The sequence below is a fragment of the Variovorax sp. P2_H12 genome, from assembly GCF_056403395.1.
In genome coordinates, this window is record NZ_JBFUFO010000012.1 from 42,083 (window position 1) to 67,946 (window position 25,864).

General features: G+C 66.3%; 22 protein-coding genes. 15 read left to right on the forward strand and 7 right to left on the reverse strand.

Going from position 1 to position 25,864, the window contains the following annotated elements; all coding sequences use genetic code 11:
- The first annotated feature begins 1,267 nt into the window (after nucleotides 1-1,267).
- Nucleotides 1,268-2,008, forward strand: a complete 741-nt coding sequence (locus tag AC1DYK_RS10500) for a sterol desaturase family protein (RefSeq protein WP_478166230.1) — start codon at nucleotides 1,268-1,270, stop codon at nucleotides 2,006-2,008.
- A 184-nt stretch (nucleotides 2,009-2,192) separates the two neighbouring features.
- Entirely contained in the window at nucleotides 2,193-3,419 is a 1,227-nt protein-coding gene (locus AC1DYK_RS10505) for an acyl-CoA thioester hydrolase/BAAT C-terminal domain-containing protein (protein ID WP_478166231.1), read from the forward strand.
- A gap of 26 nt (nucleotides 3,420-3,445) precedes the next feature.
- On the opposite strand, the gene AC1DYK_RS10510 is transcribed toward AC1DYK_RS10505, so the two are convergent.
- From AC1DYK_RS10510 to AC1DYK_RS10520, 3 genes are all read right to left on the reverse strand, one after another.
- On the reverse strand, nucleotides 3,446-4,687 hold the full coding sequence (locus tag AC1DYK_RS10510; RefSeq protein WP_478166232.1) for a D-alanyl-D-alanine carboxypeptidase family protein: 1,242 nt from the start codon (nucleotides 4,685-4,687) through the stop codon (nucleotides 3,446-3,448).
- Between the two features lie 182 nt (nucleotides 4,688-4,869).
- A complete protein-coding gene (gene map / locus AC1DYK_RS10515; RefSeq protein WP_478166233.1) occupies nucleotides 4,870-5,661 on the reverse strand; it encodes a type I methionyl aminopeptidase in 792 nt (263 codons plus the stop codon).
- On the reverse strand, nucleotides 5,661-5,915 hold the full coding sequence (locus tag AC1DYK_RS10520) for a ParD-like family protein (protein WP_286664393.1): 255 nt from the start codon (nucleotides 5,913-5,915) through the stop codon (nucleotides 5,661-5,663). Before AC1DYK_RS10520 ends, map begins: the two co-directional genes overlap by 1 nt.
- Nucleotides 5,916-6,481: 566 nt before the next feature.
- Between AC1DYK_RS10520 and AC1DYK_RS10525 the strand changes: the two genes are divergently transcribed.
- Complete coding sequence (locus AC1DYK_RS10525; protein ID WP_478166234.1) at nucleotides 6,482-6,988, forward strand: hypothetical protein; 507 nt, start codon at nucleotides 6,482-6,484, stop codon at nucleotides 6,986-6,988.
- A 173-nt stretch (nucleotides 6,989-7,161) separates the two neighbouring features.
- Here the strand turns inward: AC1DYK_RS10525 and AC1DYK_RS10530 are convergent, their stop codons facing one another.
- The 3 genes from AC1DYK_RS10530 to AC1DYK_RS10540 form a co-directional block, all read right to left on the reverse strand.
- Nucleotides 7,162-7,344, reverse strand: a complete 183-nt coding sequence (locus tag AC1DYK_RS10530) for a DUF3606 domain-containing protein (RefSeq protein ID WP_478166235.1) — start codon at nucleotides 7,342-7,344, stop codon at nucleotides 7,162-7,164.
- A gap of 166 nt (nucleotides 7,345-7,510) precedes the next feature.
- The gene (locus AC1DYK_RS10535) at nucleotides 7,511-8,152 is read right to left on the reverse strand and encodes a hypothetical protein (RefSeq protein ID WP_478166236.1); all 642 of its coding nucleotides are present in this window, start codon (nucleotides 8,150-8,152) and stop codon (nucleotides 7,511-7,513) included.
- A gap of 179 nt (nucleotides 8,153-8,331) precedes the next feature.
- Nucleotides 8,332-8,622 (reverse strand): 2TM domain-containing protein, encoded by a 291-nt coding sequence (locus tag AC1DYK_RS10540; protein ID WP_478166237.1) that lies wholly within the window; start codon nucleotides 8,620-8,622, stop codon nucleotides 8,332-8,334.
- Between the two features lie 311 nt (nucleotides 8,623-8,933).
- On the opposite strand from AC1DYK_RS10540, the gene AC1DYK_RS10545 reads away from it, so the two are divergent.
- From AC1DYK_RS10545 to AC1DYK_RS10555, 3 genes are all read left to right on the forward strand, one after another.
- Complete coding sequence (locus AC1DYK_RS10545; RefSeq protein ID WP_478166238.1) at nucleotides 8,934-9,338, forward strand: VOC family protein; 405 nt, start codon at nucleotides 8,934-8,936, stop codon at nucleotides 9,336-9,338.
- A gap of 623 nt (nucleotides 9,339-9,961) precedes the next feature.
- Nucleotides 9,962-10,438, forward strand: coding sequence for a GFA family protein (locus AC1DYK_RS10550; protein WP_478166239.1), 477 nt, complete (start codon nucleotides 9,962-9,964; stop codon nucleotides 10,436-10,438).
- Between the two features lie 508 nt (nucleotides 10,439-10,946).
- Nucleotides 10,947-11,225 (forward strand): hypothetical protein, encoded by a 279-nt coding sequence (locus tag AC1DYK_RS10555; RefSeq protein ID WP_478166240.1) that lies wholly within the window; start codon nucleotides 10,947-10,949, stop codon nucleotides 11,223-11,225.
- A gap of 33 nt (nucleotides 11,226-11,258) precedes the next feature.
- Here AC1DYK_RS10555 and AC1DYK_RS10560 read toward each other — a convergent pair whose 3' ends face one another.
- Entirely contained in the window at nucleotides 11,259-12,170 is a 912-nt protein-coding gene (locus AC1DYK_RS10560; RefSeq protein ID WP_478157886.1) for a LysR family transcriptional regulator, read from the reverse strand.
- 91 nt (nucleotides 12,171-12,261) lie between these two features.
- On the opposite strand from AC1DYK_RS10560, the gene AC1DYK_RS10565 reads away from it, so the two are divergent.
- The 9 genes from AC1DYK_RS10565 (at nucleotide 12,262) to AC1DYK_RS10605 (ending at nucleotide 25,830) form a co-directional block, all read left to right on the forward strand.
- Nucleotides 12,262-12,606: a hypothetical protein gene (locus AC1DYK_RS10565; protein ID WP_478166241.1), complete on the forward strand. Its 345-nt coding sequence runs from the start codon at nucleotides 12,262-12,264 to the stop codon at nucleotides 12,604-12,606.
- Nucleotides 12,603-12,980, forward strand: coding sequence for a PQQ-dependent sugar dehydrogenase (locus AC1DYK_RS10570; protein WP_478166242.1), 378 nt, complete (start codon nucleotides 12,603-12,605; stop codon nucleotides 12,978-12,980). The genes AC1DYK_RS10565 and AC1DYK_RS10570 overlap by 4 nt, the downstream gene beginning before the upstream one ends.
- Nucleotides 12,977-13,621, forward strand: coding sequence for a c-type cytochrome (locus AC1DYK_RS10575; protein ID WP_478166243.1), 645 nt, complete (start codon nucleotides 12,977-12,979; stop codon nucleotides 13,619-13,621). The genes AC1DYK_RS10570 and AC1DYK_RS10575 overlap by 4 nt, the downstream gene beginning before the upstream one ends.
- An 11-nt stretch (nucleotides 13,622-13,632) precedes the next feature.
- Nucleotides 13,633-15,786: a thiamine pyrophosphate-dependent enzyme gene (locus tag AC1DYK_RS10580; RefSeq protein WP_478166244.1), complete on the forward strand. Its 2,154-nt coding sequence runs from the start codon at nucleotides 13,633-13,635 to the stop codon at nucleotides 15,784-15,786.
- A gap of 5 nt (nucleotides 15,787-15,791) precedes the next feature.
- The gene (locus AC1DYK_RS10585) at nucleotides 15,792-17,411 is read left to right on the forward strand and encodes an indolepyruvate oxidoreductase subunit beta family protein (RefSeq protein WP_478166245.1); all 1,620 of its coding nucleotides are present in this window, start codon (nucleotides 15,792-15,794) and stop codon (nucleotides 17,409-17,411) included.
- Between the two features lie 61 nt (nucleotides 17,412-17,472).
- On the forward strand, nucleotides 17,473-18,465 hold the full coding sequence (locus AC1DYK_RS10590; protein WP_478166246.1) for a tripartite tricarboxylate transporter substrate binding protein: 993 nt from the start codon (nucleotides 17,473-17,475) through the stop codon (nucleotides 18,463-18,465).
- 41 nt (nucleotides 18,466-18,506) lie between these two features.
- Complete coding sequence (locus AC1DYK_RS10595) at nucleotides 18,507-18,920, forward strand: acyl-CoA thioesterase (RefSeq protein ID WP_478166247.1); 414 nt, start codon at nucleotides 18,507-18,509, stop codon at nucleotides 18,918-18,920.
- A 94-nt stretch (nucleotides 18,921-19,014) separates the two neighbouring features.
- Nucleotides 19,015-19,857 carry a caspase family protein gene (locus AC1DYK_RS10600; protein WP_478166248.1) on the forward strand — a complete coding sequence of 281 codons (843 nt, stop codon included), beginning with the start codon at nucleotides 19,015-19,017 and terminating at the stop codon, nucleotides 19,855-19,857.
- 9 nt (nucleotides 19,858-19,866) lie between these two features.
- Nucleotides 19,867-25,830 (forward strand): CHAT domain-containing protein, encoded by a 5,964-nt coding sequence (locus tag AC1DYK_RS10605; RefSeq protein WP_478166249.1) that lies wholly within the window; start codon nucleotides 19,867-19,869, stop codon nucleotides 25,828-25,830.
- Nucleotides 25,831-25,864: the final 34 nt, after the last annotated feature.

The following is a 25,864-nucleotide window of genomic DNA, read 5'->3' on the forward strand; positions in this document are numbered from 1 at the left end:
CAGGGGCAGTCAATACGCCAGTCATGACTTCAGGGTGGTGCTCGCCGGATACGGCATCACCAGTTCGATGAGACGCCTTGATCGACCATGTGCAACTGGAAGGGCCGCAGGTCCTCTGCGGTGGCCGTGTCGGGGGAGTGTTGAAAGAACGAGGCCAATTGCCTCGCTCCTCGACATAGACGGGGACGCACTGTTTGCCAGCTACCGCGGCCTCAGCGACGGACTACCGCGAGAGCGGTTTAGTCCTTGGGCCTAATGCGGTCCTAGCGATTGCTCCGAAGCAGCCGCTCAGGATGCGTCCCTCGATGGGCGGCCAGCAACCGTGAGCACAGCGCGCCGGAGATGCACAGCAACTTTGAACCTGCTGGACAAGTACGACTGTCATAGTTAGTGCGCAAGTGCTCGACGTCGTTGGACCCGAGCGCCCAACAGGCGCGACGCAGTTCCTTGAGGCTGCCAGAACTCGTTGGCAATGTGCAGGGCAAGTGACGAGCGCTTGCGTGACGGGGGGACGCGGGCGGTGTATCCATACGGATTGGGCCCTGGCTGGCTTGGACATTCGGGGCGCGTGCCGAGGACATCGGGTCACAGGGGTGGTTCCGGCCGATCGACGACCGCCGTGACGGATCACGTCGATGGTGTGCTCTGCGCATCGAAATAAAGAAGGAGGCCGAAGGCGGGGGGCATTTGCGGAGCAGCGTACACCGTCGGCATGAGCCGCCCCCGCCTCCATCGTGAGACTCCTTCAACGGGCGTCCTGCACCTTGAGGGCCTTGACGGCCTTGCCCAGCGAACGTATCGCGGCATCGACCGGCTCGGTGCGCCGTTCCAGTTCGGCGTTGAGCACGGCGAGCAGCGCGCGCAATTCTCACGAAACGTGGCGGGTCGGCCGCCAGCGACGAGGCCGACCGTGACAGATTTCCCAAAATGACCCGTCGCGGCTGGCTCCGGCGCGCCGGGCCCACGCCGTAGCCGTGCATGCTACGGCTTCGACTTTGGAAACGGTGTCATGCGCTTTCGCTCGCCCTTCATCCGCCGCCGTTGTTCGCTACGCCTTCGCAGCTCGGTGCGTGCTACCGGCTCGGATCGGGGACTGGCGATTCACGGCAGGCATGCAATGTATTCACCGTGATCGCGTGAGAGTCGGGAGGCATTCACCGTTGAGAATGCCGGTGCCAGTCTTGCACGAATAGTCTCGCTTCGAGAACGCGCTTCTTCTTGTCGTTGCCGGCATGTCTTCTCAATTCAACATCAGTGGCGTCAATTCATGATTACCTTGCGGCAGTTCATTTTTCTCTGCCTGCTGTTCTTGTTTCAGGTCGCGGTATTCGGTTGGATCGAGTGGCGCTGGGGCGCACGGCGGATCGAATGGCGCAAGGTCTTGCTTGCGGACTTGATTGCTGTTCTTTTCTTCGCACTCGTGACGCGGCGCGTGGCGAGCTACCTGAATGTCTGGACAGGCGTCTATGGCCCTTGGCCCGCAGCAATAGGCGCCTGGCCATTCCCCGTGCGGCTGGTGCTTTACCTCTTGGTCGCGGATTTTGGCGCCTACTGGATGCACCGACTGGTGCACCTCAAGCCCCTCTGGCGGGTGCACCGCTGGCACCATTCGCCAACCCACATGTACTGGCTGGCGGGTAGCAGGACCTCCATCCTCCAGCAAGCAATATTCAATCTTCCCTACATCTTTGCGAGCCCGATTCTCGGCGTGTCTCCATTCTGGCTGGCCAATGGGCTGTTCTTCTTCTATGCCATGACCAACGGCTGGATGCACATGAACGTGAGCTGGCGCCTGCGCGGCGTTGACTGGATCCTGGTCACACCGCAAAGCCATCACATCCACCACAGTGACGACCCATTGCACCATGGAAGCAACTTCGGCGTGTTGCTCTCGATATGGGACAGGATGTTCCGAACGTTCACCAGCCCGAAAGACATGCCTCCCGACACGCTGAGGTTTGGCATCGGTGAAAAGGTGCCCATCGCGAAGCTGGCCATTGGCCTCTAGGCAACGGCTTGCCCACGCAGGATGCATGGGTCAACATTGAACGCGGCCAACAGCAAACGTCCGCGTCCTCTTCACCTGTTCCGGTAGAGGGCAGCAGGCAGAATGCGACCGCCAAGACCCGACATTCCCATACGGCCCATGAAGTTCGACACGTTGCCCCAAACCTGCCTCGTCGACAAGACCTTTGCCATTCGCGTTCTGCACGCTTCAGCCCGGCGCGCAAATCACCCTGAAGCTCTGGAGTAGCTTCAACGATGTCGTTCTGTGTTCGAGTGCCACCTTTGCGGCAGATTCAAACGGAGTTGTGGATCTCAGCGGTCACGCACCCGTTTCGGGCTCGTACCAGGGCGTTGATGCGATGGGGCTTTTCTGGTCTCGTGCGCCGGTGCACGGAGACCTTGCCAAGGGCTTCGAGGGCATGAGCAAGGACTCGCTGGTGGCAACGCTCACCGCAGAAGGGCCGGACGGCGCACCGCCCATCTTCCACCCCATAAGGCGCGTTTTCGCCGGTCCCGGTGTTGTTACGCGCGAGGTCAGAGACAGAGGGCTTTTCGGAAAGATGTTTGAGCCCGACCAACCCGGTCCGCGCGGGGCTGTGCTCGTGGTCGGAGGTTCCAACGGAGGATTGGCCTGGTCCCAGGAAATGGCAGCCCTGTTGGCATCTCATGGCTACGCAGCACTCGCGCTGGCGTACTTCAACGCGGAAGGCTTGCCGCAAACGCTCGACCGCATTCCGCTCGAGTACTTCGGCACGGCGCTGCAATGGCTATCAGCACAGACATCCGTCGCGGCGAACAGGATAGGCGTCGTGGGTGTCTCGCGAGGCGGCGAGTTGGCATTGCTTCTCGGTGCGACCTACCCCGAAATTCGTGCGGTGGTCGCCTATGTGCCCAGCGGCATCCTGTGGCCGGCGTACCCTGAAAGCGGGCACGGTGCCTGGACGCTGAACGGGCAGGAAATTCCGTACGCCAGGACGCTTACCTATGAGCAATGGAACAGGGCACTGGCCGACGGGAGCGCACGAGAGGACAGCTTCGACTGGTATTTCATCCCGTTGAAGGATGCCGCGTACGCAAGCAAGGCATCCATTCGGGTAGAGAAAATCAACGGGCCTGTTCTCATGATTACCGGCCTCGACGACAAACTTTGGCCGTCGACCGAACTGACGGAGTTCGCTGTAGAGCGCTTCAAGCAGCACGGCTTCCGCCACCGCGTGGAGCACCTGGCGTACGCGGGCGCGGGACACAGCATTGCTTGGCCAAATGGTCCGACAACGATACTCAGGTCAAAGCATCCAGTGTCGGGGGAGGAAATGGACATGGGTGGAACGCCGGAAGGGACAGCACGTGCGCGACAGGACTCCTGGCCGAGAATGCTCAAGTTCTTACGCGACGCGCTCTTGGATGGCTAGGATTTCTTCAAGCGCTCTGGAGGAGTTCATTTGCCAAACAACTTGGCCGCGTGCTGCCATGTGCGCAGCATGAACCCCGCGCGTTCCACTTCGGCCTGCGCGATCAGCGGCGTTTCTCCCACCGGCTTGCCGTTGGATTCCGCGATCACCTTGCCGATCACCGCACCCTTGGCCACCGGCGCCTGCAGGTCCGGCTTGATCTGCACATTGGTGCTCACTTGCTGGCCGCGCGGCACCGTCACCGTCCAGGGCGAGCCCAGAGCCGCGTCGACAGTGTCGACCTTGCCAAAGCTGACCTTGGCCTTCGTCACGACCGTGTTCGGCTGAATGGGGGTGGCCTTCTCGAAGTTGCTGAAGCCCCACCCGAGCAGCGTGCGCGTCTCGTCGGCACGCGCCTGCGCGCTGTTGGTGTTGAGAATCACCGTGATGAGGCGCATCCCGTTGCGCTTGGACGAAGTGACGAGGCAGTAGCCCGCGTCCTGGGTGTGCCCGGTCTTCAGTCCGTCAACCGTTGGATCGGTGTAGAGCAGGGCATTGCGATTTCCCTGCCTGATATTGTTGTACTTGAACTCGCGTTCCGCGTAGATCGGGTAGTAGTCGGCGCTGTCGCGGATGATCGCACGCGCCAGGATCGCGAGGTCGCGCGCGGATGCCTTGTGCTCCGGGTCGGGCAGGCCCGTCGCGTTCATGAAATGCGTGTGCGTCATCCCGAGGCGCTGGGCTTCGGCATTCATGAGCTTGGCGAAGCCCTCTTCGGAGCCGGCCATATGCTCGGCGATCGCCTTGGACGCGTCGTTGCCCGACTGGACGATGATGCCGCGCAGGATGTCGATCACCGTGGCCTGGCTGTTCAGCGGCAGGTACATGCATGACTCGGTGCTCGAGCCACGGCACCAGGCGTTCTGACTGACCGTCACAAGGTCGTCTTTCTTGAGCTTGCCTGAGCGAAGGGCCTGTTCGACCAGGAAACTGGTCATCATCTTGGTCAGCGAGGCTGGCGGCAGCGGTTCGTCGGGGTTGGCCGAGGCGAGCACCTCGCCGGAGTCGAAGTCCATCAGCAGCCACGCCTTGGCGGGGATGGCTGGCGCGCCGCCGGCGACAGCGGTCTGTCCAGCGACTGGCGCCGAGGCAGGCGCCGCGGCCGCGGGCTTCGCATGGGTTGCACGCTTGGCGGCGTGGGAGGCTGCGAAGGACATCGAACTGGGAACCAGGGCGCCTGCGGCGATTGCGAGGACGACCGGGAGGATGGGGAAAGTCTTGGATTTCATGGGTGCTCAGGGGAAGAACGGAGATTGTGGCGGATCAAGCGTCGATTTTCGTTTCGTGCATAGAGGATCGAAGATCGCAGTGCAAGTTCAGTTAATTTCAGCCGCAACACCTGCACAGAGGCCAGGGCCGGGGTGCCGCATCGATGCAGTTGTCCAAGGCCAAGCCTCGCTCGAACTGAGCGTCAAATCGGCGAGTAGGCACCTGTTCCTCCTGGCCAAGCCGTAAGCACTTCATATCCCTCGGGTGTCACAGCGACCATGTGTTCCCACTGGGCGGACAGAGACCTGTCCTTTGTCACGACTGTCCACCCGTCGGCCAGTTGCCTGGTTTCGCGTTTGCCTGCGTTGAGCATCGGTTCGATGGTGAAAACCATCCCTGGTTCCAACGTGAGCCCTTCCCCGCGCCGCCCGTAGTGCAGCACTTGCAGTTCTTCGTGGTAGACCTGACCAATCCCGTGCCCGCAGTATTCGCGCACCACGCTGAAGTGCTCCCGGTGAGCGACCGACTGAATGGCATGGCCAATATCGCCGAGAGTCGCTCCAGGCTTGACCTGCCGGATTCCAGCCAGCATTGCTTCGTACGTCGTCTCCACCAGGCGCCGAGCCACCACACTGGGGGCTCCGACGAAGTACATGCGGCTGGTGTCGCCGAACCAGCCATCCTTGATGACGGCGACATCGATGTTGATGATGTCGCCCTTCTTCAGAATCTTGTCGGACGAGGGGATGCCGTGACAAACCACCTGGTTGACGGAGGTGAGGATGGTCTTCGGATACCCGAGATACCCCACGTTGGCTGGAATGGCGCCCTGGATATTCACGATGTGCTCGTGGCAGATTCGGTCGAGCGTCTCCGTGCTCACCCCCGGCACCACGTAGGGCTCGACCATGCCGAGAACCTCTGCGGCAAGCCCGCCGGCCCGCCGCGCCATTCTGATGTCCTCGGCGGACTTGATGGAAGTGCCGCGAGCCACTAGTGTTTTCCAGTGGAGGATGCGCGCGGCTTGCCAAGTTGGGCCGTGACAGCCCCGGCGATGTCCAGGCCCCCCGCGAGTTCAGCCCGTATCAGCAGTTGGCAAATTTCTCGGTGGTCCAACTCCGGGTGCATCTCGGTCAGCATGCCGACTCGCATCCAATGCTCTGCCTGTGCATTGATAGACCTGCTAAGGGCGTTCCCCGCCACTCGCAGGTTCTCGTGCATCAGGTCCGAAATCTTTACGATACCCATCAGTGACCTCTATACAAAACGTTTACGAATTATATATTAAATGTATATGTTTTGTATGTCCTGGCGTTGTCCGATGGGATGGGCACGACGAGGCCCTGAAGTCCGCTTTGGCCCCTACCCGAAGAAGGGAGGCCAGTGCGACCCGTCATGCCCGTCGCCGGCGCAGACTGGGTCTCCATCCTCTTACCGGAGCTCATCTTGGAAGCAATTTCGACGTGTCATCGCGAGCCGTGGAACAAGGGCACGCTGGTCGGACAGAAGATTCCCTTCTGGCTCAAGGCCGATGCCTCGCCAAGAACGAGGGTCGGTGGGGCGAGAACGAACTTCGCGGCGCCCTCGCAACAACGTCACCTGAACCACACCGAAGCGCGTGCACGCCAACTTCAGATGCGTCAACAATCCGTAGAGAGGTGGCCCCGGTTATCTGAACGCCGAACTGGCTTCGAAAAGTGGAGCCTGCCCCGCGGGTTTGACATCGGCGCGAGAGTTGTCCACGGCGGCGGGCGGGCGTCGCTTTGCGCGACTTCCATCGTGTCCAGAGAACAACACTCAACGAAAAGCTTCAGATGAAATTTTCACCGACCACCCGCGGAGCGAGCCTTGTAATTTGCCTCCTAGGCCTGTTGGACGCGCAGGCCATCCGCGCAGAAGAATCGAACCCGATCCCGACCGATTCCGCATGGGAACTCACTCTTTCGCCCTATGCGTACCACTTCAGCAGCGACCCGAAACACAAGCCCGCATGGCTGATCGGACTGGAGCGCCAGCGCGCCGACGGCTGGTTGTGGGGCGGCGCCTATTTCAGCAATTCCTTTGGGCAGAAGTCGGGCACCGTGTACGTCGGCTATGTATGGAACAACCTGTTCGATGTGCCGAGTCTCTATGCCAAGCTGGTGGGCGGCCTCATGTACGGCTATGTGGAACCCTACGAAGACAAGGTTCCGTTCAATCACAATGGGTACTCGCCTATCGTCGTGCCGGCCCTCGGATACCGATTGACGCCCAAGGACGCGCTGCAGGTCTCGTTGCTGGGCACGGCCGGAATGATGTTCTCCTACAACCGCCGATTCTGATCGCCGAACGACGCGACCAAAGGGCAGGTTGGACTGGACGGACGAGAGCATTGAGAAGGTCGAGAAACTCCTCGAATACCTTCACCGCCAAGCCCAAAAGGACGAGCCGACAGAGGCTCAAGTGTTCGCCTTTGCCGAGGGATTCGGTAGCTACACTGGACCCGTCGGCAAAATCACTCGCGTGACGCGAGATGTTCGCGCACCGCGGCCACGTGATTGCCGACCTTGGAAATGGTATCCCGCAGCTTCGCCTCAGTGCATCGAAGCTCCTTGCACCAGTACTGCAACTCTAGGGAATCTTCCTCAAGGATCCGACCTGGATCCAGTGGCTGGAAATTGCTCAGGTCATCAGGCATACAGCCTCCTCAGGCAATGTGGCCCTTTATAGGCTTAAGCGAACCGATCTGCAAGGCGGCGCAGAGCACGAGATCCACCCGCCTGAGCGCCGGCTTTCAGCGTCACGAACTTCCACTCCGGGCCCGTTCGGGTCGCTGGTGCGAACACCCCCCAATGAGACCGTTGCTACCTGGCCAGGGCCACCAGCTTCTCTTTGGCACTCTGCAGGAAGCCTCCCCGCTCAACGCCACGCCTCGCCTTGGTTTCACCTTCTGCAATGATTTCGAACGCAGTGGGAGCAGCCAGTTTCCGGCCAAGGTCGTCGCGCATGGCGAGGGCGGCGTGACGCTTGCTGGAAATGACGTGGACCTGGAGGTGCCGGCCAATAGCTGCCGAGACCTTCCGGCAAGCCGCTGACATTGCCACTTCATCAGGGACCTGCTGGCCGTGCACCACAAGCAGTTCAATCGTGGCCTCCTTGCCTTCTCCGAGGATGTAGGCACGAAGAACAGAATCCTTGAACTTTGAACGCAGCATCGTACGGAGGGGTTCCGCGGCAGCGAACGACTTGAGAGCGATAGACCGAAGCTCGTTGTAGAAAACGAATGACATGTTCGCCTCGACCGTCCCAGGTTCGTCGGCCTCCGACTTGTGCCTGGTCAGGATGCCGCTCTTGATGAGATGCTCCTGTGTCCGCTCAACATCGCCGGCATCCAACTTGGCCTTCTTGGCGAGCTCCGCGACGGAAAACTTGCGGGTCGGTGCTGCGAAAACGACCTTCAGCAACTTCTGGACTTCTGGAGCGAGGAGGAAATCTGCGGCACTCATTCTGGCTGGGGACAACTTCTACTACGTCATGTGACCACTGTCCCTTGCCGCATGCGAACACAGGGAGGTCGAGTTTGGTTTTAACATGAAGCGTGTCGCCGCCTCGCGTGTTCGGCATACTGATGTGCCAAAGGCGTTTCCACGCGGCCTCGGCCAAAACCGGCCGCTCGCGGGTCGGGTCACCGACGGTCACCGCCCCGCAGCGATTTGCGCTCGCGCTCAAGCACCCGCTCGTAGAGGCCACCGCCAGGCGCGACAAGGAATACCACCGCGCCGTGTATCAGGAGGCCCAGGCCCCAGCCGAGGAGCGGATACACATACCAGTTCTGCCCGCGCGAGGTAGCCAGCAGAATGAGGAGCAGGTTCACCAGAACGTACACGAACGCATGGATGTACCAGCCCATCTTGGCGCTAGCGCGACGGCGAGCAAGTCGCTCCAGCTGGTCATGGTCGGCGGAGGCGTTTCTCATGGTGCGACCTCGTATGGGGGAAGCAGATTCCTCAAGTGGAACAGATTTTGGCACCGCATGGCTCGCCGCCTGGGTGTGCACCTAGGAGAGCAGCTGTTCGACTGCTGCGCGTGCACACTGACGTTCGCTACACCAACAATCGGCCGGGACTCGAGCAGTCTGTTTCCGTAGGGTCCGTAGATGAATTCGCTCGTTGGGTGGCTCAAAGCTTCCCAAGTGCTTCGCTCTAGATTCACGCGGAGGGTGACAGGCTACAGTCGGCCAAAACCGGACGGTCGAAGCCGTCTTCCAACGACCCGAGGAGCCCACGTGTGTTCTCCCATGTTTTTGTAAGCGTCAGCGATTTCGAGCGCGCCCTGCGCTTCTACGGCGCAGTGATGGACAGTCTCGGTGTCGAGCTGCGCTTCTGCGAGCGAGAAAGGCCATGGGCTGGCTGGCACAGTGCAGGTGGGGCACGCCCCTTCTTCGTCATCTGCAAGCCCCATGACGGACAGCCGCATCACCCCGGAAATGGGCAAATGGTTGCCTTCGCCGCGGCCTCCAGGGAGGCCGTCCGAGCGTCATACCAAATTGCGTTGGAGAATGGCGGCACCCGTGAGGGCCCGCCAGGCCTGCGCCCCCAATACCACGACAACTACTACGGCGCGTACTTTCGCGACCCGGACGGGAACAAACTGTGCGTCGCCTGTCATGCCCCGATGGTCGACGGTGCGTGAAGTCGTCGCAGCCTTGCTTGGGCCACAGAATCCAGCCAAAAGCGGCAGACCTCCATCTATCGCCCCATTTGGACAGATACGTGGTTTCGGCATCGAAAAAGCCTGGCGCCCCCTGGGGTGCACAAGCAAAACTCATGAAAATTTCTCTCGAGCCTCCGAGTCAACCCGAAGTGTTGCAACTCATTGAGAATTTGGATGCCTTCCAAAAGCCCCCTCTATCCTGCCGACAGCCATCATGGAATCAGCGATGAAGCGGAAATCGGTCGGCTCCACAAATTTGAGGAGATTTCAGCCGCGGCAATGTGTGGGTCAGGAGTGAGCCATTTGGTCGTGGCAGTTCCTGTGGCAGGATGCGGCGCAGGAGTGGTCACCCATGGCCGACCCGCAACGCGGCTTGTGACAGAGTCGCGCCTCATGGCCAAGCAGTGCCGCACGCCTAAGGAGCGCCGGTTTTCACGTCACTGCCACTGGCGTCATCGGCTGAATGCCCATGGAGGGAAAACGCAGATGCATCAAGGGCTTGGTCCAGCCGCATGCGAGCCTGTTCCCCAGGCGAGAGGCGTGATACGCGGCGTCGGCGCGCCGCATAGAACGACTTGGTTTCACACATAGACCGGGTCGCCATGTCGCCACCTTACCTAGGCAGCTGTCTGTGCGGCCAGATCAAGTTCCAACTGACCGCCGAGCCACTCACGTTCTATGCTTGCCATTGCACGGACTGCCAGCGCCGCTCAGGAGGTGCACTGCTTCTGTCCATGTGGGTCCATCGCGAATCACTTGAATTGCTGGAAGGCACGCCTCTGTTGGTTTCATCAGTCGCCGGTGACAGGCGAGAACGAAAGAACAAGGTGTGTCCGGCATGTGAAGTTCGCCTGTGGTCTGAGCCAGTCAATCGGCCAAAGCTTGCGATTCTCCGGCCAGGCACGCTACAGCTGGCCAAAGACTTCACACCCATTGCCCACCAGTTCGTACGCAGCGCGCTCCCGTGGTTTGTTTTCCCAGAAGGTGTCGCACGCTATGAAACCTCACCCGATCCCGCTGAGCTTGTTCGCTTGTGGCGTGAGGCTCGAGTCACTTCACCTCCGCGTGGCGAACCCTGACCCTTCCATCGACAGGACGACTTGCGACTGGCGCATATGCAAAAGTGCAAAACAGGGCTGGGCCGCTCTCCGAAGGTGACTAGGTGCCAGACCCGAAACGATTTGAAGCTGCTCGAGTCGCGCAAGAATCGACCTTCAAATCAATGGTGAAAATTATTGATACTCTGGCTCGTCAGAATGCCAAAGGCCAGCGACTTACAACTTACTGCGAGCAATGAAGAACTTTCGAACTGCTATTGCGTTGTGCGTCGGGTCCTTCATTGCCGCGACTGCGTCGTTGGCGCAAGTCTCACAAGAGCCTGCTTCCGCCTCGGCAGTCGACGCGGCGAATGCGTCGGTGATGCAGGCTTGTGCCTTGGCCCCGGTGCAGGACAGCACGTGTCCGACAGAGGCAACATTTGGGGTTTTTCGCAAGTTGCCCAAGGACAGCAAGGGCATTCCATTGCGTTTCGAACAGTCTCATGTCGTGCCTTTGGCGAACAATCTGCTCTAAGGTTTCGCTGTTCGCATGAACAAGGGAAGCGGAAAAGTACGAGTGCTCGCACGCATCACCGGGCCCGAGGCCCCCAGGAAAATTTTTCTTCGGGACCGTGCGGGTAGTTCAGGGGACGGCCGCTCTCATTCCTGCGACCTAACGCTCAACGTGCTCGACGGCTTTATCTATGGAGCAATGGTCACTGCGCCGGGCGATCCGATTGGTCCTCACTCGATGATCGTGTGGGTAGAAGACTGGCAGCCACTGGCGTTTGAATTCGAGGTGGTGCCAACGGATAGCAATCTACAGTGACCATCGAATCAGAACCGGCACCGCCCGGCCCCCTCACCGCTCCTCGAACAACTCCCGGATCACCTGCCGCAGCCACCGGTTCGCCGGGTCCGCCTCGAAACGCTTGCTCCAGTGCAGCGACACGGTGAAGTCGCGCAGCGGAAAGGCCGGCTCGACGAGCGTATAGCCGCCCTCTTGCGCGAAGCCGCGCGCGATGTTGCGCGGCATCACGACCGCGAGGTCGGTCGCCCGCACGATGGCCGGCAGCACCATGAAATGCTCCGCCGTGAGGCGCACGCGGTCTTCGAGATTCATCAACTGCAGGATGCGCAGCGTCTCGGCATGCGTGCGCACGGCGACGTACTCGAGGGTCTGCAGCGCCTCCAGCAGCGCCTGGCTGTTGCGCCGCCCGCGCGTGAACGGATGGCCCTTGCGCAGCAGCACGATGTACCGATCCTTCAGCAGCGCCGCGCGCTGGGTGTCGCCGACCTTCGGCAGGAATCCGAAGGCGAAGTCGATGCGGCCGTTGTCGAGCGCAGGCGCAATGTCCGCCGGCTGCAGCGGCTGGGTCTCGAGCCGAACACCGGGCGCGATGTCGCCCAGCCGCGCCATCAGCGGCGGCAGGAAGCGCCCCTCCCCGATGTCGCTCATGTGGATGCGGAAAACCTTGCGCGAGGCGGCCGGCTCGAAGCGATCGGGCTCGTTGAGCGCTTCCTCCAGCGTGCCCAGTGCCGACTGCACCGCGGCCGCCAGCCGGTCGGCGCGCGGCGTCGGCGCGACGCCCCCCGGCGCCCGCGTGAACAGCGCGTCTTTCAGCAGCAGGCGCAGCCGGCCCAGGCCGTGGCTGGCGGCAGGCTGCGTGAGGCCCAGCGACTCGGCCGCCCGGCTCACGCTGCGCGCCCGGTAGACCGCGTCGAACAGCCGCAGCAGGTTCAGGTCGATGGCATCGATATGCATGGCATTCATGTTACTTAGTTCGATTATTTTATTGAAGCCGGAGCTACGCGCCCGCACACTTCGGGCGGCCCCGGGCCACCCCACAAGAAGGAGACACAAGATGACCCCGATCCGTCGATGCGCGGCGCTCGCCGTGCTGTGCTTTGCGACGACCGCCGCCTGGGCCCAGCAACCACCGGCCGAGGAACCCGGTTGGGCCAAGGGCCGGCCGAAGACGGACGCCGCGGCCCGCATGGCGCCGGTGCCGGCCTTCCCGATCCCGACCGCGGCCGATCAGCTGCCGACGGCCAGATTCAAGCTGCCGCCGGGCTTCAAAGGTCGAGACCTGGGCCTCGGGCGTGCTCGACGCGCGGGCACTGCGCCAGGGCGCCAAGGGCAATGTGTTCGTGAGCACGCTGTTCGTCGGCAACAAGGTCTATGCGATCCCCGAGAAGGGCAAGCATGACCCGAAGACCCTCATCGACAGGCTGGGGCAAGAACTGCGACGACTACGCCAAGCCGGCCGCGCTGCTCGGACCGCATGCCGGCTCGCTCGGCCTGACCTTCTACCGCGGCAAGATGTTCCCGCCCAAGTACCAGGGCGCGATGTTCATCGCCCGCCACGGCCCCTGGAACCGCACCCTCAAGTACGCCGACATCGCGGTCGCCTGGCCCGACGGCAAGGGCGGCGCCCGGGTCGAACCCTTCATGACCGGCTTCGTCGAGAACAACGCCTACCTGGGCCGGCCGGTCGACTTCCTGGTGCTCAAGGACGGTTCGATGCTGGTGAGCGACGACCACGCCGGCGCCATCTACCGCATCAGCTACGGCGGCCGATGAAGAGAGCGGCAAGACACGCGATCACCGTTGCGACCACCCTGTTCTGGCTCGCGGCGCTGCCCGCCGCTGCCCAGGGCGGCAAGCCGGGCGCCCCGGGCGACTACGGCCTGCGCTTCGCGGCGCTGTGCGCGGCCTGCCACGGCGCCAACGGACGCAGCGACCTGCCGGGCACGCCGGCCCTGGCGGGGCAGCATTCGTTCTACGCGATCACGCAGCTCTTTCTGTTCCGCGAGGGCCGGCGCGCCAATGAAGCCATGTCCGCCGTCGCCAAGACCTTGAACGACACCGACCTGCGCGGCTTCTCGGACTTCATCGCCACGCTGCCGGCGGTGCCGGCCGCGCCGCCGGCCACGCCGAGCGATGCGGCGCGCATGCTGCGCGGCCAGTCGCTGGCGCAGGCGCATCGCTGCGTGAACTGCCATGGCGCGGACTTCAGCGGCGGCCAGCAGGTGCCGCGCCTCGCACAGCAACGGGAGGACTACCTGCAGCTGACGCTGCGCGAATTCAGCTCGGGCAAGCGCCCGGGCTACACGCAAGCCATGGGCGCCGCGCTGAGCGGCATTCCCGTCGCCGACCTCGACACCCTCGCCTACTACATCGCGCGCTTTCCCGGCGCCATCACCCCGCCCCCCGGCAAATAGGAACCCGTCTCTTGGAAGTCTCATTCAGCAAGGAAATCGAGGCGCTGCGCCTCGGTGCCGGCGACACCTTTCACGGCGAGGGCATCCTCGCGATCACCAAGGGACTGCTGCAGTCCGGCGTGGCCTACGTCGGCGGCTACCAGGGCGCGCCGGTCTCGCACCTGCTCGACGTCATGGTGCAGGCCAAGCCCTACATGGACGAGCTCGGCGTGCACGTCGAGGCCTGCTCCAACGAGGCATCGGCGGCGGCGATGCTCGGCGCCTCGATCCACTATCCGCTGCGCGGCGCCGTGACCTGGAAGTCGATCGTCGGCACCAACGTGGCGGCCGACGCGCTGTCCAACCTGTCGTCGCCGGGCGTCAAGGGCGGCGTGCTGATCGTGGTCGGCGAGGACTACGGCGAAGGCGCTTCGGTGATCCAGGAGCGCACGCACGCCTACGCGCTCAAGTCCAGCATGTGCCTGCTCGACCCGCGGCCCGACCTCGGGGTGATGGTGAACATGGTCGAGCACGGCTTCCGGCTCTCCGAGACCTCCAACATGCCCTGCATGATGGAGCTGCGCATTCGAACCTGCCACATCCGCGGCAGCTTCGAATGCAAGGACAACCTGCCGCCGCCGGTCTCGACCCGGGCGCTGATCGAGGAGCCGGCCGGCTTCGACTACATGCGGCTCGCGCACCCGCCCGTCACCTTCCGGCACGAGAAGCTCAAGGGCGAGGAGCGGCTGCCGGCCGCGCGCCGCTACATCGCGGAACACAAGCTCAACGAGCTGATCCCCGGCACCCATGCCGACCTCGGCATCGTGGTGCAGGGCGGCCTCTACAACGCGCTCATCCGCAGCCTGCAGCAGTTGGGCCTGGCGGATGCCTTCGGTGCCACCGACATCCCGCTGCTGGTGCTCAACGTCGCCTATCCGCTGGTGCCCGACGAGGTCGCGGAATTCTGCATCGGCAAACGCGCGGTGCTGGTGGTGGAAGAAGGGCAACCCGAGTACATCGAGCAGGAGATCGCGACCCTGCTGCGCCGGCGCGACATCCAGACGCCGCTGCACGGCTGCGACATGCTGCCGGCCGCGGGCGAGTACGGTGTCGAGGTACTGGCCACCGGCCTCGCCCAGTTCGCGCAGCGCTACCTGCCCGACCATGCGCACGACTCGGCCAGGTCCTGGCTGGCCGGCAACAACGACCGCCGCGCCGCCGTGGCGACGAAGCTCGACGCCCCGCTGCCCAGCCGGCCGCCGAGCTTCTGCATCGGCTGCCCCGAGCGGCCGGTGTTCGCGGCGCTCAAGCTGGCGCAGCAGGACAGCGGCCCGGTGCACATCGCGGCCGACATCGGCTGCCATGCCTTCGGCACCTTCGAGCCCTTCTCGATGGGGCACTCGATCCTCGGCTACGGCATGAGCCTGGCCAGCCGCGCCGGCGTGTCGCCGATGATGCAGCGGCGCGCCCTGTCGATTATGGGCGACGGCGGCTTCTGGCACAACGGCCTGCTCACCGGCGTGCAGAGCGCGCTCTTCAACGGCGACGACGCGGTGCTGCTGATCTTCAAGAACGGCTACACCTCGGCCACCGGCACGCAGGACATCATCTCGACGCCCGACGACGACATCAAGGAGCGTGCGGTCGACAAGCAACAGAGCCTGGTCGACAAGAACCAGACCATCGAAGCCACGCTGAAGGGCCTGGGCGTGCAGTGGCTGCGCACGGTCCACACCTACGACGTCGACAAGATGCGCAAGACGCTCAACGACGCCTTCACGAGCGACTTCAACGGCCTCAAGGTGATCATCGCCGAGGGGGAATGCCAGCTCGAACGGCAACGCCGCATCAAGCCCTGGATCGCCGGCCTGCTGAAGCGGGGCGAGCGCGTGGTGCGCGTGAAGTACGGCGTCGACGAGGATGTCTGCAACGGCGACCACGCCTGCATCCGGCTCTCGGGCTGCCCGACGCTGACGATCAAGGACAACCCCGATCCGCTCAAGGTCGACCCGGTGGCGGTCGTGATCGACGGCTGCGTCGGTTGCGGCCTGTGCGGCGCCAACGCGCATGCCGCCACGCTGTGCCCGAGCTTCTACCGCGCCGAGGTGGTGCAGAACCCGAAGTGGCACGAGCGCCTGCTGCATGGCCTGCGCGGGGCCATCGTGCGCGCATTGCAACCGGCATGACGACGATGAACACGAACCAACAACGCCCCATCACCCTGCTGATCTGCGCGCTCGGCGGCGAAGGCGGCGGCGTGCTGACCGAATGGGTGGTCGACACCGCGCGCCACGCCGGCTATGCGGCGCAGAGCACCTCGATCCCCGGGGTCGCGCAGCGCACCGGCGCCACCACCTACTACGTCGAGGTCTTCCCGGTGCCGCTGGCCGAACTCGGCGGCCGCCAACCCGTGTTCAGCCTGAGCCCGGTGCCGGGCGCGCTGGACGCCCTCGTGTCCTCCGAACTGCTCGAGACCACGCGCCAGATCGGCAACGGCATGAGCACGCCCGAGCGCACCGTCGTCATCACCTCCTCGTCGCGCACCCTGACCACCGCCGAGCGCATGCAGCCCGGCGACGGCCGCGCCGACGCCGCACGCCTGCTCGATGTGGTGAAGGCGTTCAGCCGCGAGCACCACGTGTTCGACATGGGCGCGGTGGCGCGCGAGGCCGGCACGGTGGTCAGCGCCGTGATGCTCGGCGCGATCGCGGGCAGCGCGCTGTTCCCCTTTCCGCGCGCGGCCTACGAGCGCGCGGTGCGCGGCGGCGACGCCGCGCAGAAGCCGAGCCGGATGGCCGCCGCCAGCCTGCGTGGCTTCGCGAAGGCCTTCGACACCGTGAACACGCCGCGCGAGCAGGCCGCCCTGGTCTCGCGCCTGTTGGCCACGACGGCCAACGACGACGCGCGGCCGCAGCCGCTGCCGCCGGCCGTGGCCGCGCAGTTTCCCGCGCCGGTGCACGAGCTGCTCGCGCTCGGCCATGCGCGCGTGCTCGACTACCAGGACGCCGGCTACGCCGCGCTCTACGTGCAGCGCCTGGCCCAGGTGCTGGCCGCCGAGCGCGCGGCCGACCCGGCGGGCGCCCACGGCTTCGCGGTCACGCGCGAGATGGCACGCTGGCTCGCGCTGTGGATGGCCTTCGACGACATCGTGCGCGTGGCCGAGCTCAAGAGCCGCGCCAGCCGGGCGCAGCGCGTGCGCGGCGAGGTCAAGGCCACGGAAGACGACATCGTCAAGGTCTACGACCACTTCAAGCCCGGTGCGCCCGAGTTCGCGGCACTGCTGCCGGCCTCGCTGGCCCATCGCGTGACCGCCTGGGACCGGCGCCGCAAGACGCCCTGGGCGATGCCGCTCAAGGTCGGCAGCCATTCGGTGTTCGGCATGGCCGCGCTGCGCCTGCTGGCCTCGCTGCGCTGGCTGCGCAAGCGCGGCAACCGCTTCGCCGAGGAGCAGGCGCTGATCGGCCGCTGGCTCGATGCCGTGGTCGCCGGCACCCGCACCGACTGGCGCCTGGGCCACGAGATCGCGCTGTGCGGCCGCCTCATCAAGGGCTACGGCAGCACCAACGAGCGCGGCAAGAACAACCTGCTGCACGTGATCGACCACCTGGCGACGGCACCGCTGCCCGATGGCTCGCCTTCAGCGCGCGCTGCGGCGATCGCCGCGGCGCGCGAGGCCGCGCTGGCCGACGAGGCAGGCCACGCGCTCGATGCCGCGCTGGTGCGCCACGGTGCGCCGCCGCGCCCGGTCAAGGCGCAGCCGATCCGCTGGATGAAGCGGCCGCCGCAGTCCGCGGCGGGCCATCGCACCTGAACGCGACCGGACGCCGGACAGGCCGGCCTCTGATCAGAAATCTACAAACAGGAGACTCCCCATGAAAGAAAACGAACCCCGCTTCCGGCGCCGCATCCTGCCTGCCTGCGCCTTCCTGGCCCTTGCGCTGGCCGCGCCAGCCGCTGCGCTGGCGCAGTCCTGGCCGAGCAAGCCGGTGAAGATCCTGGTCGGCTTTCCACCCGGGGGCGTGGCCGACATCATGGCGCGCACGGTCGCTCCGCTGATGTCGGAAACGCTCGGCCAGCCGGTGGTGGTCGAGAGCCGTGCCGGCGCCAACGGCAACGTGGCCGCCGATGCGGTGGCCAAGTCGCCCGCCGACGGCTACACGCTGGCGCTGACCAGCACCGGCATCGAATCGGTCAATCCCTTCCTGTTCCGCAAGATGCCCTTCGATCCCGACAAGGACCTGGCACCGGTCGCCGCCACCGGCCGCATCCAGCTCTTCCTCACGACCCGGCCGGGGCTGGCCGCCAACGACGTCGATGCCTTCGTGCGCTACGCCAAGGCCAACCCAGGCAAGCTGTCCTTCGGCTCCGCCGGCTCCGGCAGCACGCCGCACCTGGTGGGTGAACTCTTCAAGCAGAGCGCCGGCATCTACGCCGTGCACGTGCCCTACCGCGGTGCCGCGCCGGCGCTGCAGGACCTGCTGGCGAACCAGATCGATTTCTTCTTCGATCCCGGCATCTCGTTCGCGAACGTGCGCGCCGGCAAGCTCAAGATGCTGGCGGTGGCCAGCGGCCAGCGTTCACCGCTGTTCCCCGAGGTACCCACGCTGGCCGAGCGCGGCTACAGGAATATGGACTACGACACCTGGTTCGGCCTGTTCGCACCGGCTGCCACGCCCCCGGAAGTACGGCTTCGACTGAACGCGGCAGTCAACAAGGCGCTGGCCAACGAAGCCGTGCGCAACCGCTTCCGCGAACTCGGCGGCGAGGCAACGCCGATGACGCCCGAGGCCTTCAAGTCGGTGGCGCACAAGGAAGCCGTCGTGTTCAGCCAACTCATCAAGGACCGCAACATCCAGGCGGACTGAGCCGTCGTGACAGTGGCCGCACCTTTTGCACAATCATCGATATGAGCATTGAAGTCATTCACACGGTCCGCGTCGAATTCGGCGACTGCGACCCCGCCGGCATCGTCTGGTTCCCGAATTTCTTCCGCTGGATCGACGCCGCCTCGCGCCACTTCTTCGCCGAGCGCGGCGTGCCGCGCTGGGAAGAGACCACCAAGACCCTCGGTGTCATCGGCACGCCCCTGGTCGACACGCACACGCGCTTCGTCAAGAGCGCGAGCTATGGCGACACCTTGCAGATCGCAGTCTCGATCCCCGAGTGGCGCGAGAAGAGCTTCGTGCAAACCTACCGGGTGACACGCGGCGAGGACCTGATCCTCGAATGCGAGGAGGTGCGCATCTTCGCGGCGAAGCGCGAGGGCGGAGGCATCCGTGCAGTGCCGATCCCGCCCGAGATCCAGCGGCTCTGCGAGTAGACAAGCCAGGGCCTAGCGTGCGCCATACCTCGTTTGGCGGACGATTTGCGCCGCCGCGGCGTGTCCAATGCCTGGAGACGACCGGAGACTGCGCATGACCAAGCTCGCCCTGTGCATCGGCATCAACAACTATCCCGGCACCGACATGGACCTGGCGGGCTGCGTCAACGATGCCAACGACTGGGCCGCCGAACTGTCGGCACGCGGCTTCAGCGTCAGCAAGCTGCTCGACGAGCAGGCCACCAAGGCCGGCATGATCGCGGGATTCCGGCGCGTGATCGGACAGGCCGCCGGCGACGACGTCGTGGTCATCACCTATTCGGGCCACGGCACCTACCAGTACGACACCGACGGCGAAGAGGCCGACGGCCTCGATGAGGCCCTGTGTCCGCACGACATCCGGGCTATCGGCGCCGCGCTGACCGACGACGAGATCCATGCCATCTTCAAGAGCCGCCAAGACGGCGTTCACCTGGTGCTGATCTCCGACAGCTGCCACTCGGGCACCGTGAACCGGGCGCCGCCGGACAGCGGCGACCAGGAGGCCGGCCGGATGCCGCGCTTCATGCCGATGCGCACCTGGATGCCCGAGGCGCGCCTGGCCACCGCGGGGCCGCAGGGCGCGGCGGTGCCGAAGAAGGGCAGGCACGGCGCCTCCTCGGCCTTCGCGACGGAACCGGAAGATGACGTCGGCGACGTGCTGCTGGCCGGCTGCGAGGAAGGCGAAGGCCACTTCAGCTACGACGCCAGCTTCCAGAATCGCCCGAACGGCGCCTTCACCTTCTACGCATTGAAGGCCCTACGGACGCTGCCCGCGGGCGCCAGCTATGCCCAGTGGCACAAGGCGCTGGCCGACGACCTCCCCTCCACGCGCTATCCGCAGAAGCCGCAGATCCAGGGCCGCAGCGAATCCACGGGACGCGCGATCTTCAGCTGAGGCAACGCCATGGCCGAAGCGATCGTGCTGCAGATCACCGGACGCAGGAGCGACCAGCCCGAGGTCCCTTCCTTGCTGCGATCGACCACCGCGAATCGCTCCGTCGGCGCCGACCGCACGCCCGATCCCTTCCTGCCGCCGGGCCTGCTCGAAGCCAAGGCCGGCATCGACCTCGCCGGCGGGGTGCGCGGCCTGCCCGAAGGCGCCAGCGCCGAACTCGAAACCGATGGCGACCAGGTGCTGGTGATCGAGCTGGCCGACGGCGGCACGCTCATCACCAGCCCCGCGGGCCTGAAGGCAGCACTGCTGCGCAACCGGCCGGACCTGGTCGATGCCGCAGGCCGCATCCTCTTCGACCGCCTGAACGCCGAGGGCGCGGTGCTGGAGCGCGGCGTGTTCACCGGCATCGCCGGCAACCTGGTCAGCCAGGTGATCGCGCTGGCCGTGGGCCGGGACCCGTTGATCGACGCGGCGCAGGCCCGGCTGGCCGAGCTCATGCCCGCCAAAGGCAAGGACAAGCCCGCGGGCCTCGACGGCATCGGCGTCAGCTGGCTGGGCACCAAGGCCCTGATGTGGGCGATCGAGGAGCGGCTCGCTCGCCCGGCCGGGCATCTCTACCGCTGGGAGGACGGCGGCGGCACGCTCGAAGGCGGTGTCGCGGACGACACCGCGCGGATGGTCGATGCCGACGGCACACCCCGACCGGCACTGGTCTTCATCCACGGCACCGGTTCCAGCACGCTGGGCAGCTTCGGCGACCTGCAGCGCAGCGATCGCGGGCTCTGGGCCCGGCTCGAGAGCCGATTCCCGGGCGGCATCTACGGCTTCGAGCACCGCACGCTGTCGGAGAGCCCGATCGAGAACGCGCTGCAACTCGCCGCCGCCCTGCCGCGCGGCGCCCGCGTCAGCCTCGTGACCCATTCGCGCGGCGGCCTGGTCGGCGACCTGCTGTGCCTGCAGGACATCGACCGGCACATCGAGAGCTACAGCTTCGCCTTCCCGGGCGTCGGCGACGCCCAGGGCCGCGAGACCGCAGTGCGCAAGGAGCTGGACCGCGCGCATGCCGAGCATCGCGACCAGTTGCGCGCGCTGTTCGCCCTGCTGCGCGACAAGTCGCTGGTGGTCGAGCGCTATGTGCGCGTCGCCAGCCCGGCGCAGGGCACCCGGCTCGCGAGCGGCAACTTCGACGTCTTCCTGTCAGGCCTGCTGACGCTGATCGGCCGCGTGCCCTACTTGTTCGGCAACCCGCTGTACTCCGCGTTCAAGCGGGTGGTGATCGAGATCGCGAAGAACCGCACCAACCCGCACCTGGTGCCGGGCCTCGAGGCGATGCTGCCCGACTCGCCGATGGCCGCGCTGCTGCGCGACGCGGCGGTGCAGCCCGGCATCCGCATGGCGCTGGTCGCCGGCGACATCCAGGGCGGCAACCTGCTGATGCGCATGGGCGTGCTGCTGACCGACTTCCTGCTGTTCGAGAACACCGACAACGACCTGGTGGTCGACACCGCCGCCATGCTGGCCGGCGTGGCCGCGAAAACCCGGGCCCGGGTGCTGTTCGACCGCGCCGCCGACGTCTCGCACTTCAACTACTTCAGCAACCTCGAGACCCGCAGCGCGCTGCGCGACTGGCTGGTGGAAGACCAGCCCGAAACGCTCGACGCCTTCCGGGCGATCCCGGCCGGCTTCAGCAGCCTCGATGCGGCAGGCATCGGCAAGTCGCGCGGCATCGCCGTCGCGGACCGGCCGGTGGTGGTGGTGCTGCCGGGCATCATGGGCACCTGCCTCGATGCCGACGGCAAGCGGGTCTGGCTCGATCCGCTCTTGCTGGCCGCCGGCGCGCTGCGGAGCATCGCCTTCGGCGCCGAGCGGGTCACGGCCGGCGAACTGTTCGGCAGGACCTATGGCGACATCTGCGAGCACCTGGCGGACAGCCATCGGGTGCTGCCCTTTCCCTACGACTGGCGCCAGCCCCTCGATGTGCTGGGCGAACGGCTCGGCGCCTTCCTCGAGCTGCTGCTGAAGCAGACCGCGCAGCCGGTACGCCTGCTCGCGCACAGCATGGGCGGGCTGGTGGTTCGGGCCTGCATCTATCGCCGCCGCGACGTCATGGACACCCTGATGCGGCGCGACGGCGCGCGCCTGGTGATGGCCGGCACGCCGCACCAGGGATCGCATTCGATGGTCGAGAACCTGCTGGGCAAGGGCAATGCGCTGCGCGCGCTGGCGCGGCTCGACTTCCGCCACGACATGCAGGACGTGCTGGACATCGTGGCCGGCTTCCGCGGCGCGCTGCAGCTGCTGCCGAGCCCGGGCTTCGTCGACACCTTCCAGGGCCAGCCCGAAGGCGGCGAGCCCCAGCAGTACTGGGACGCCGAGGCCTGGAAGAAGCTCAAGGCCCTCAACACCGACCTCTGGTTCGGCGACCGGCGCTGTGGCCAGCCCGATGCCGACACGCTGGCCTCGGCCGGCTGGCTGTGGACCGAAGACGCCAAGGCCGGCACCGGCGCGGTGCCGAGCCTGCCCGCCGACTACCAGGCCAAGGCCATCTACGTCTTCGGCATCGCGCCCGACACGCCCTGCGGCCTGCGGCTCGAGGACCGCGGCGGCAGCCGGCGCCTGCGCATGGTGTCGACCACCCGCGGCGACGGCACCGTGACCTGGGATTCGGGACGCATCGGCAACATCGGCAGCTTCTACTACCTGCCGGCGGTGCATGGCGACCTGCTGTCGACCGCCGACGGCTTCGCGGCCCTCGGCGAGCTGCTGGTCGGCGGCACCACCGCCCGGCTCGATCGCCATCCGCCGGCCACGCGCGCAGCCGGCCCCGAACGCCCTCGCAGCTACGACCCGGGGCCACCGGACGCGATCGACGACATCCACCTGGCGGCGGCGGTGGTCGGCGGCACGCCCGGCAGCGACATGAAGCCGCGCGCCAGGCTGCGGCTCGAGGTTCGCCTGAAGGCCATGGACCTGCGCTTCCTGGCCTGCCCGATCCTGGTCGGCCACTACGAGAACGACTCGATGGCCGGCACCGAGGCCCTGATCGACACCGAGCTGATGGACGGCCAGCTGGCCCAGCGCAAGGCACTCGACCTCTACGCCGGGCCGCTGGGCACCGCCGCCGTCGTACTGCGCGCGCCGAGCGCGCTGGACCGCCGGCGCGGCGTGCTCACCGGCGCGGTGGTCACCGGCCTCGGCCGCTACGAGGGCAGCCTGAGCCAGGACTCGCTGATGCTCGCGGTGCGCGCGGGCGTGCTGCGCTACCTGCTGCAGGTGGTCGACGTGATGGGCCGCGAGGACCGCGAGGTGCCGCTGGCGACGCTGCTGCTGGGCTACAACTCCTCGGCCAACCTGACGATCGCGGCCTCGGTCGAGGCGCTGGTGCGCGGCGTCATCGATGCCAACGAGAAGTTCAAGCGAACCACCGGGCTGTCGGTGCGCGTGGCGCGGCTCGACATCGTCGAGCTCTACCTGGACACAGCGATCACCGCGGTCTACGAACTGCGGCAGCTGGCGCCGCGGCTCGCGGCCACGGCCGCCGCCAAGGACACGCTGCTCGCCTGCAGCGCCGAGCTGGTGCAGGGCATCGGACTGCGCCAGCGCCTGTTCGACATCCGCGGCGCCAGCTACTGGCCGCGGCTGATCGTGACCGACGCCGACGACCCGCCCGGCGGCGCGCGGCCCGAGGGCGCGACCCGGCTCGCCAACCGGCTGCGCTTCCTCTACGTCGGCCAGCGGGCGCGGGCCGAGACCGTGGTGCAACAGCGCCAGCCGAGCCTGATCGAGACCCTGGTGCGCCAGCAGATCAGCCAGACCCGCTGGAACTCCGACTTCGGCCGCATGCTGTTCCAGCTGATCGTGCCGCCGGAGTTCAAGGACGCCGCGCGGCAGTTGCAGCGCATCGTGCTGGTGGTCGACGGCGCCACCGCGAACCTGCCGTGGGAGCTGATGCTGACCGATCCGCTGTTCACGCCCGAGGCCCGCAGCGACGGCCCGCTGCTGCCGCTGGCGCTGTGCACGCCGGTGGTGCGGCAGCTCTCCTCGACCGCCTTCCGGCGCGACGTGCGCCAGAGCCTGGCGCACAACGCCTATGTGATCGGCAACCCCTCGGTGCAGGGCTTCGGCGCGGCCTTTCCCGACCCGGCCAACCCCGAGCGCAGGGACCCGGACGCGCTCGCCGGCGCCGAGGTCGAGGCGACCGCGATCGCCGCGCTCTTCGCCAACATGGGCTACGACGTCAGCCGCGCGATCGGGGACCACAACCTGGCCGCCGACGTGCTGGCCAAGCTCTACCGCAAGCCCTACCGGATCCTGCACGTGTCGGCCCACGGGGTCTTCGACCAGCTGCACGCCGACGGCCTGCGCCGCAGCGGCGTGGTGCTCTCGGGCGGCCTGCTGATCACCGCGGCCGAGATCGCGGCCATGGAATCGGTGCCGGAGCTGGTGTTCCTCAACTGCTGCCACCTCGGGCAGATCGACGCCGGCGCTCCGGCCGGGCCCACGGTGCGCGACGGCAACAAGCTGGCCGCCAGCGTGGCGCGCGAGCTGATGGACATCGGTGTGCGCTGCGTGGTGGTGGCCGGCTGGGCGGTCGACGACCAGCTGGCGCAGCAGTTCGGCGAGGTCTTCTACCAGGCCCTGCTGCAGGACCGGCGGCCCTTCGGCGATGCCGTCTTCGAGGCACGGCAGGCGCTCTGGGCCGCCCGATCCGACAACGTGACCTGGGGTGCCTTCCAGGCCTACGGCGACCCGCTCTGGCGGGCCGAGACCGACGCCGACGGCGCCGCCGGCGCGTCGAAGGACGGCAGCGCCTTCGTCTCGCTCGACGAGATGCTCGACGAGCTGGCCCGCGCACGGGTGGAGGCCTCGCGCCGGCCCGACCGCGCGCTCGAGAGCGACCGGCAGGCCCGCATCAGGGCCATCGAGGAGGCGCGCGACAAGCGCTGCCCGCCGGCCTGGCTGCGGCTGCCGGCGCTGCAGTCCGCGCTCGGCGCCACCTGGCGCGACCTCGGCTGCCTCGAGCAGGCGCAGCAGGCGCTGCTGGCCGCGATCCAGTCGGTCGACCCGCAGGGCCGGGTGCCGATCCGCGACATCGAGCAGCTGGCCGCGGTCGAGATCGAGCTCGGTGCGGCGCGCGCCGAGCAGGACATCCACCGGATCCGCGCCGATCGGCAAGGCGGCAAGCAGCGCAGCCCGCGGTCCGGCCCCGAGGGCCTGTCGCTGATCGAACACGGCATCGAACGGCTGCTGTCGCTGGACAAGCTGGTGTCGAACGCGGGCCTCTTGCATTCCGGACCGGTGGCAACCCTCAACGCCGACCGCTTCGCCCTGCTGGCCGGCGCCCACCAGCGCCGGGCCGTGGTGTTCGCGCAGCGGCTGCTGCGCCTCGACGCCAGCGCGGCCCAGCGAGCCGAGTGGCGGGACGCGATGGCCGAGGCGGCCGGCGCCGGTCTGCAGGCCTACGCGCAGGCGCAGGGGGTGGCGGGCGACGACGGCTTCAGGCCCTGCGACGCCTTGCACGGCCTGGCGCTGCGGGTGGCGCTCTACGGCTGGGACGAGGCCGATGAGATGTCGGCCGGCGTGGCCCTGGCCCGGCAATGCGGTCAGGCCGTGTCGCGTCTCTGTGCCGCGAGCGGCGATCCTTGGGACGTGGTCATGAGCCCGGAGGCGGTGCTGGTCGAACGGCTGCGCGACGGCAGCTTCGCGGCACCGGACACGGCCGGCGAGGCGGCGCTGAACGACGTGCTCGCGGCCTACCGCGCGGCGCTGGAGAACCTGGGCCCGAAGGTCCGGCATGTCGACCGGACGGTCGACCACCTGGAGCTGCTGTCGACCCTCTTCGACGCCCGTTTCCTGATGGGCGCGGGCGAAGGCTACCGGCGCATGGCCGATGGCCTGGTGGCGCTCGCCGGCCAACTGCGGCCGGGCCGCGACGCGCGCGGCGACCGGCCGAAGGCGGCGTTGCCGGGGTGACGGAGCCCCCACGCTCCCTCACTTCGTGTGGTCG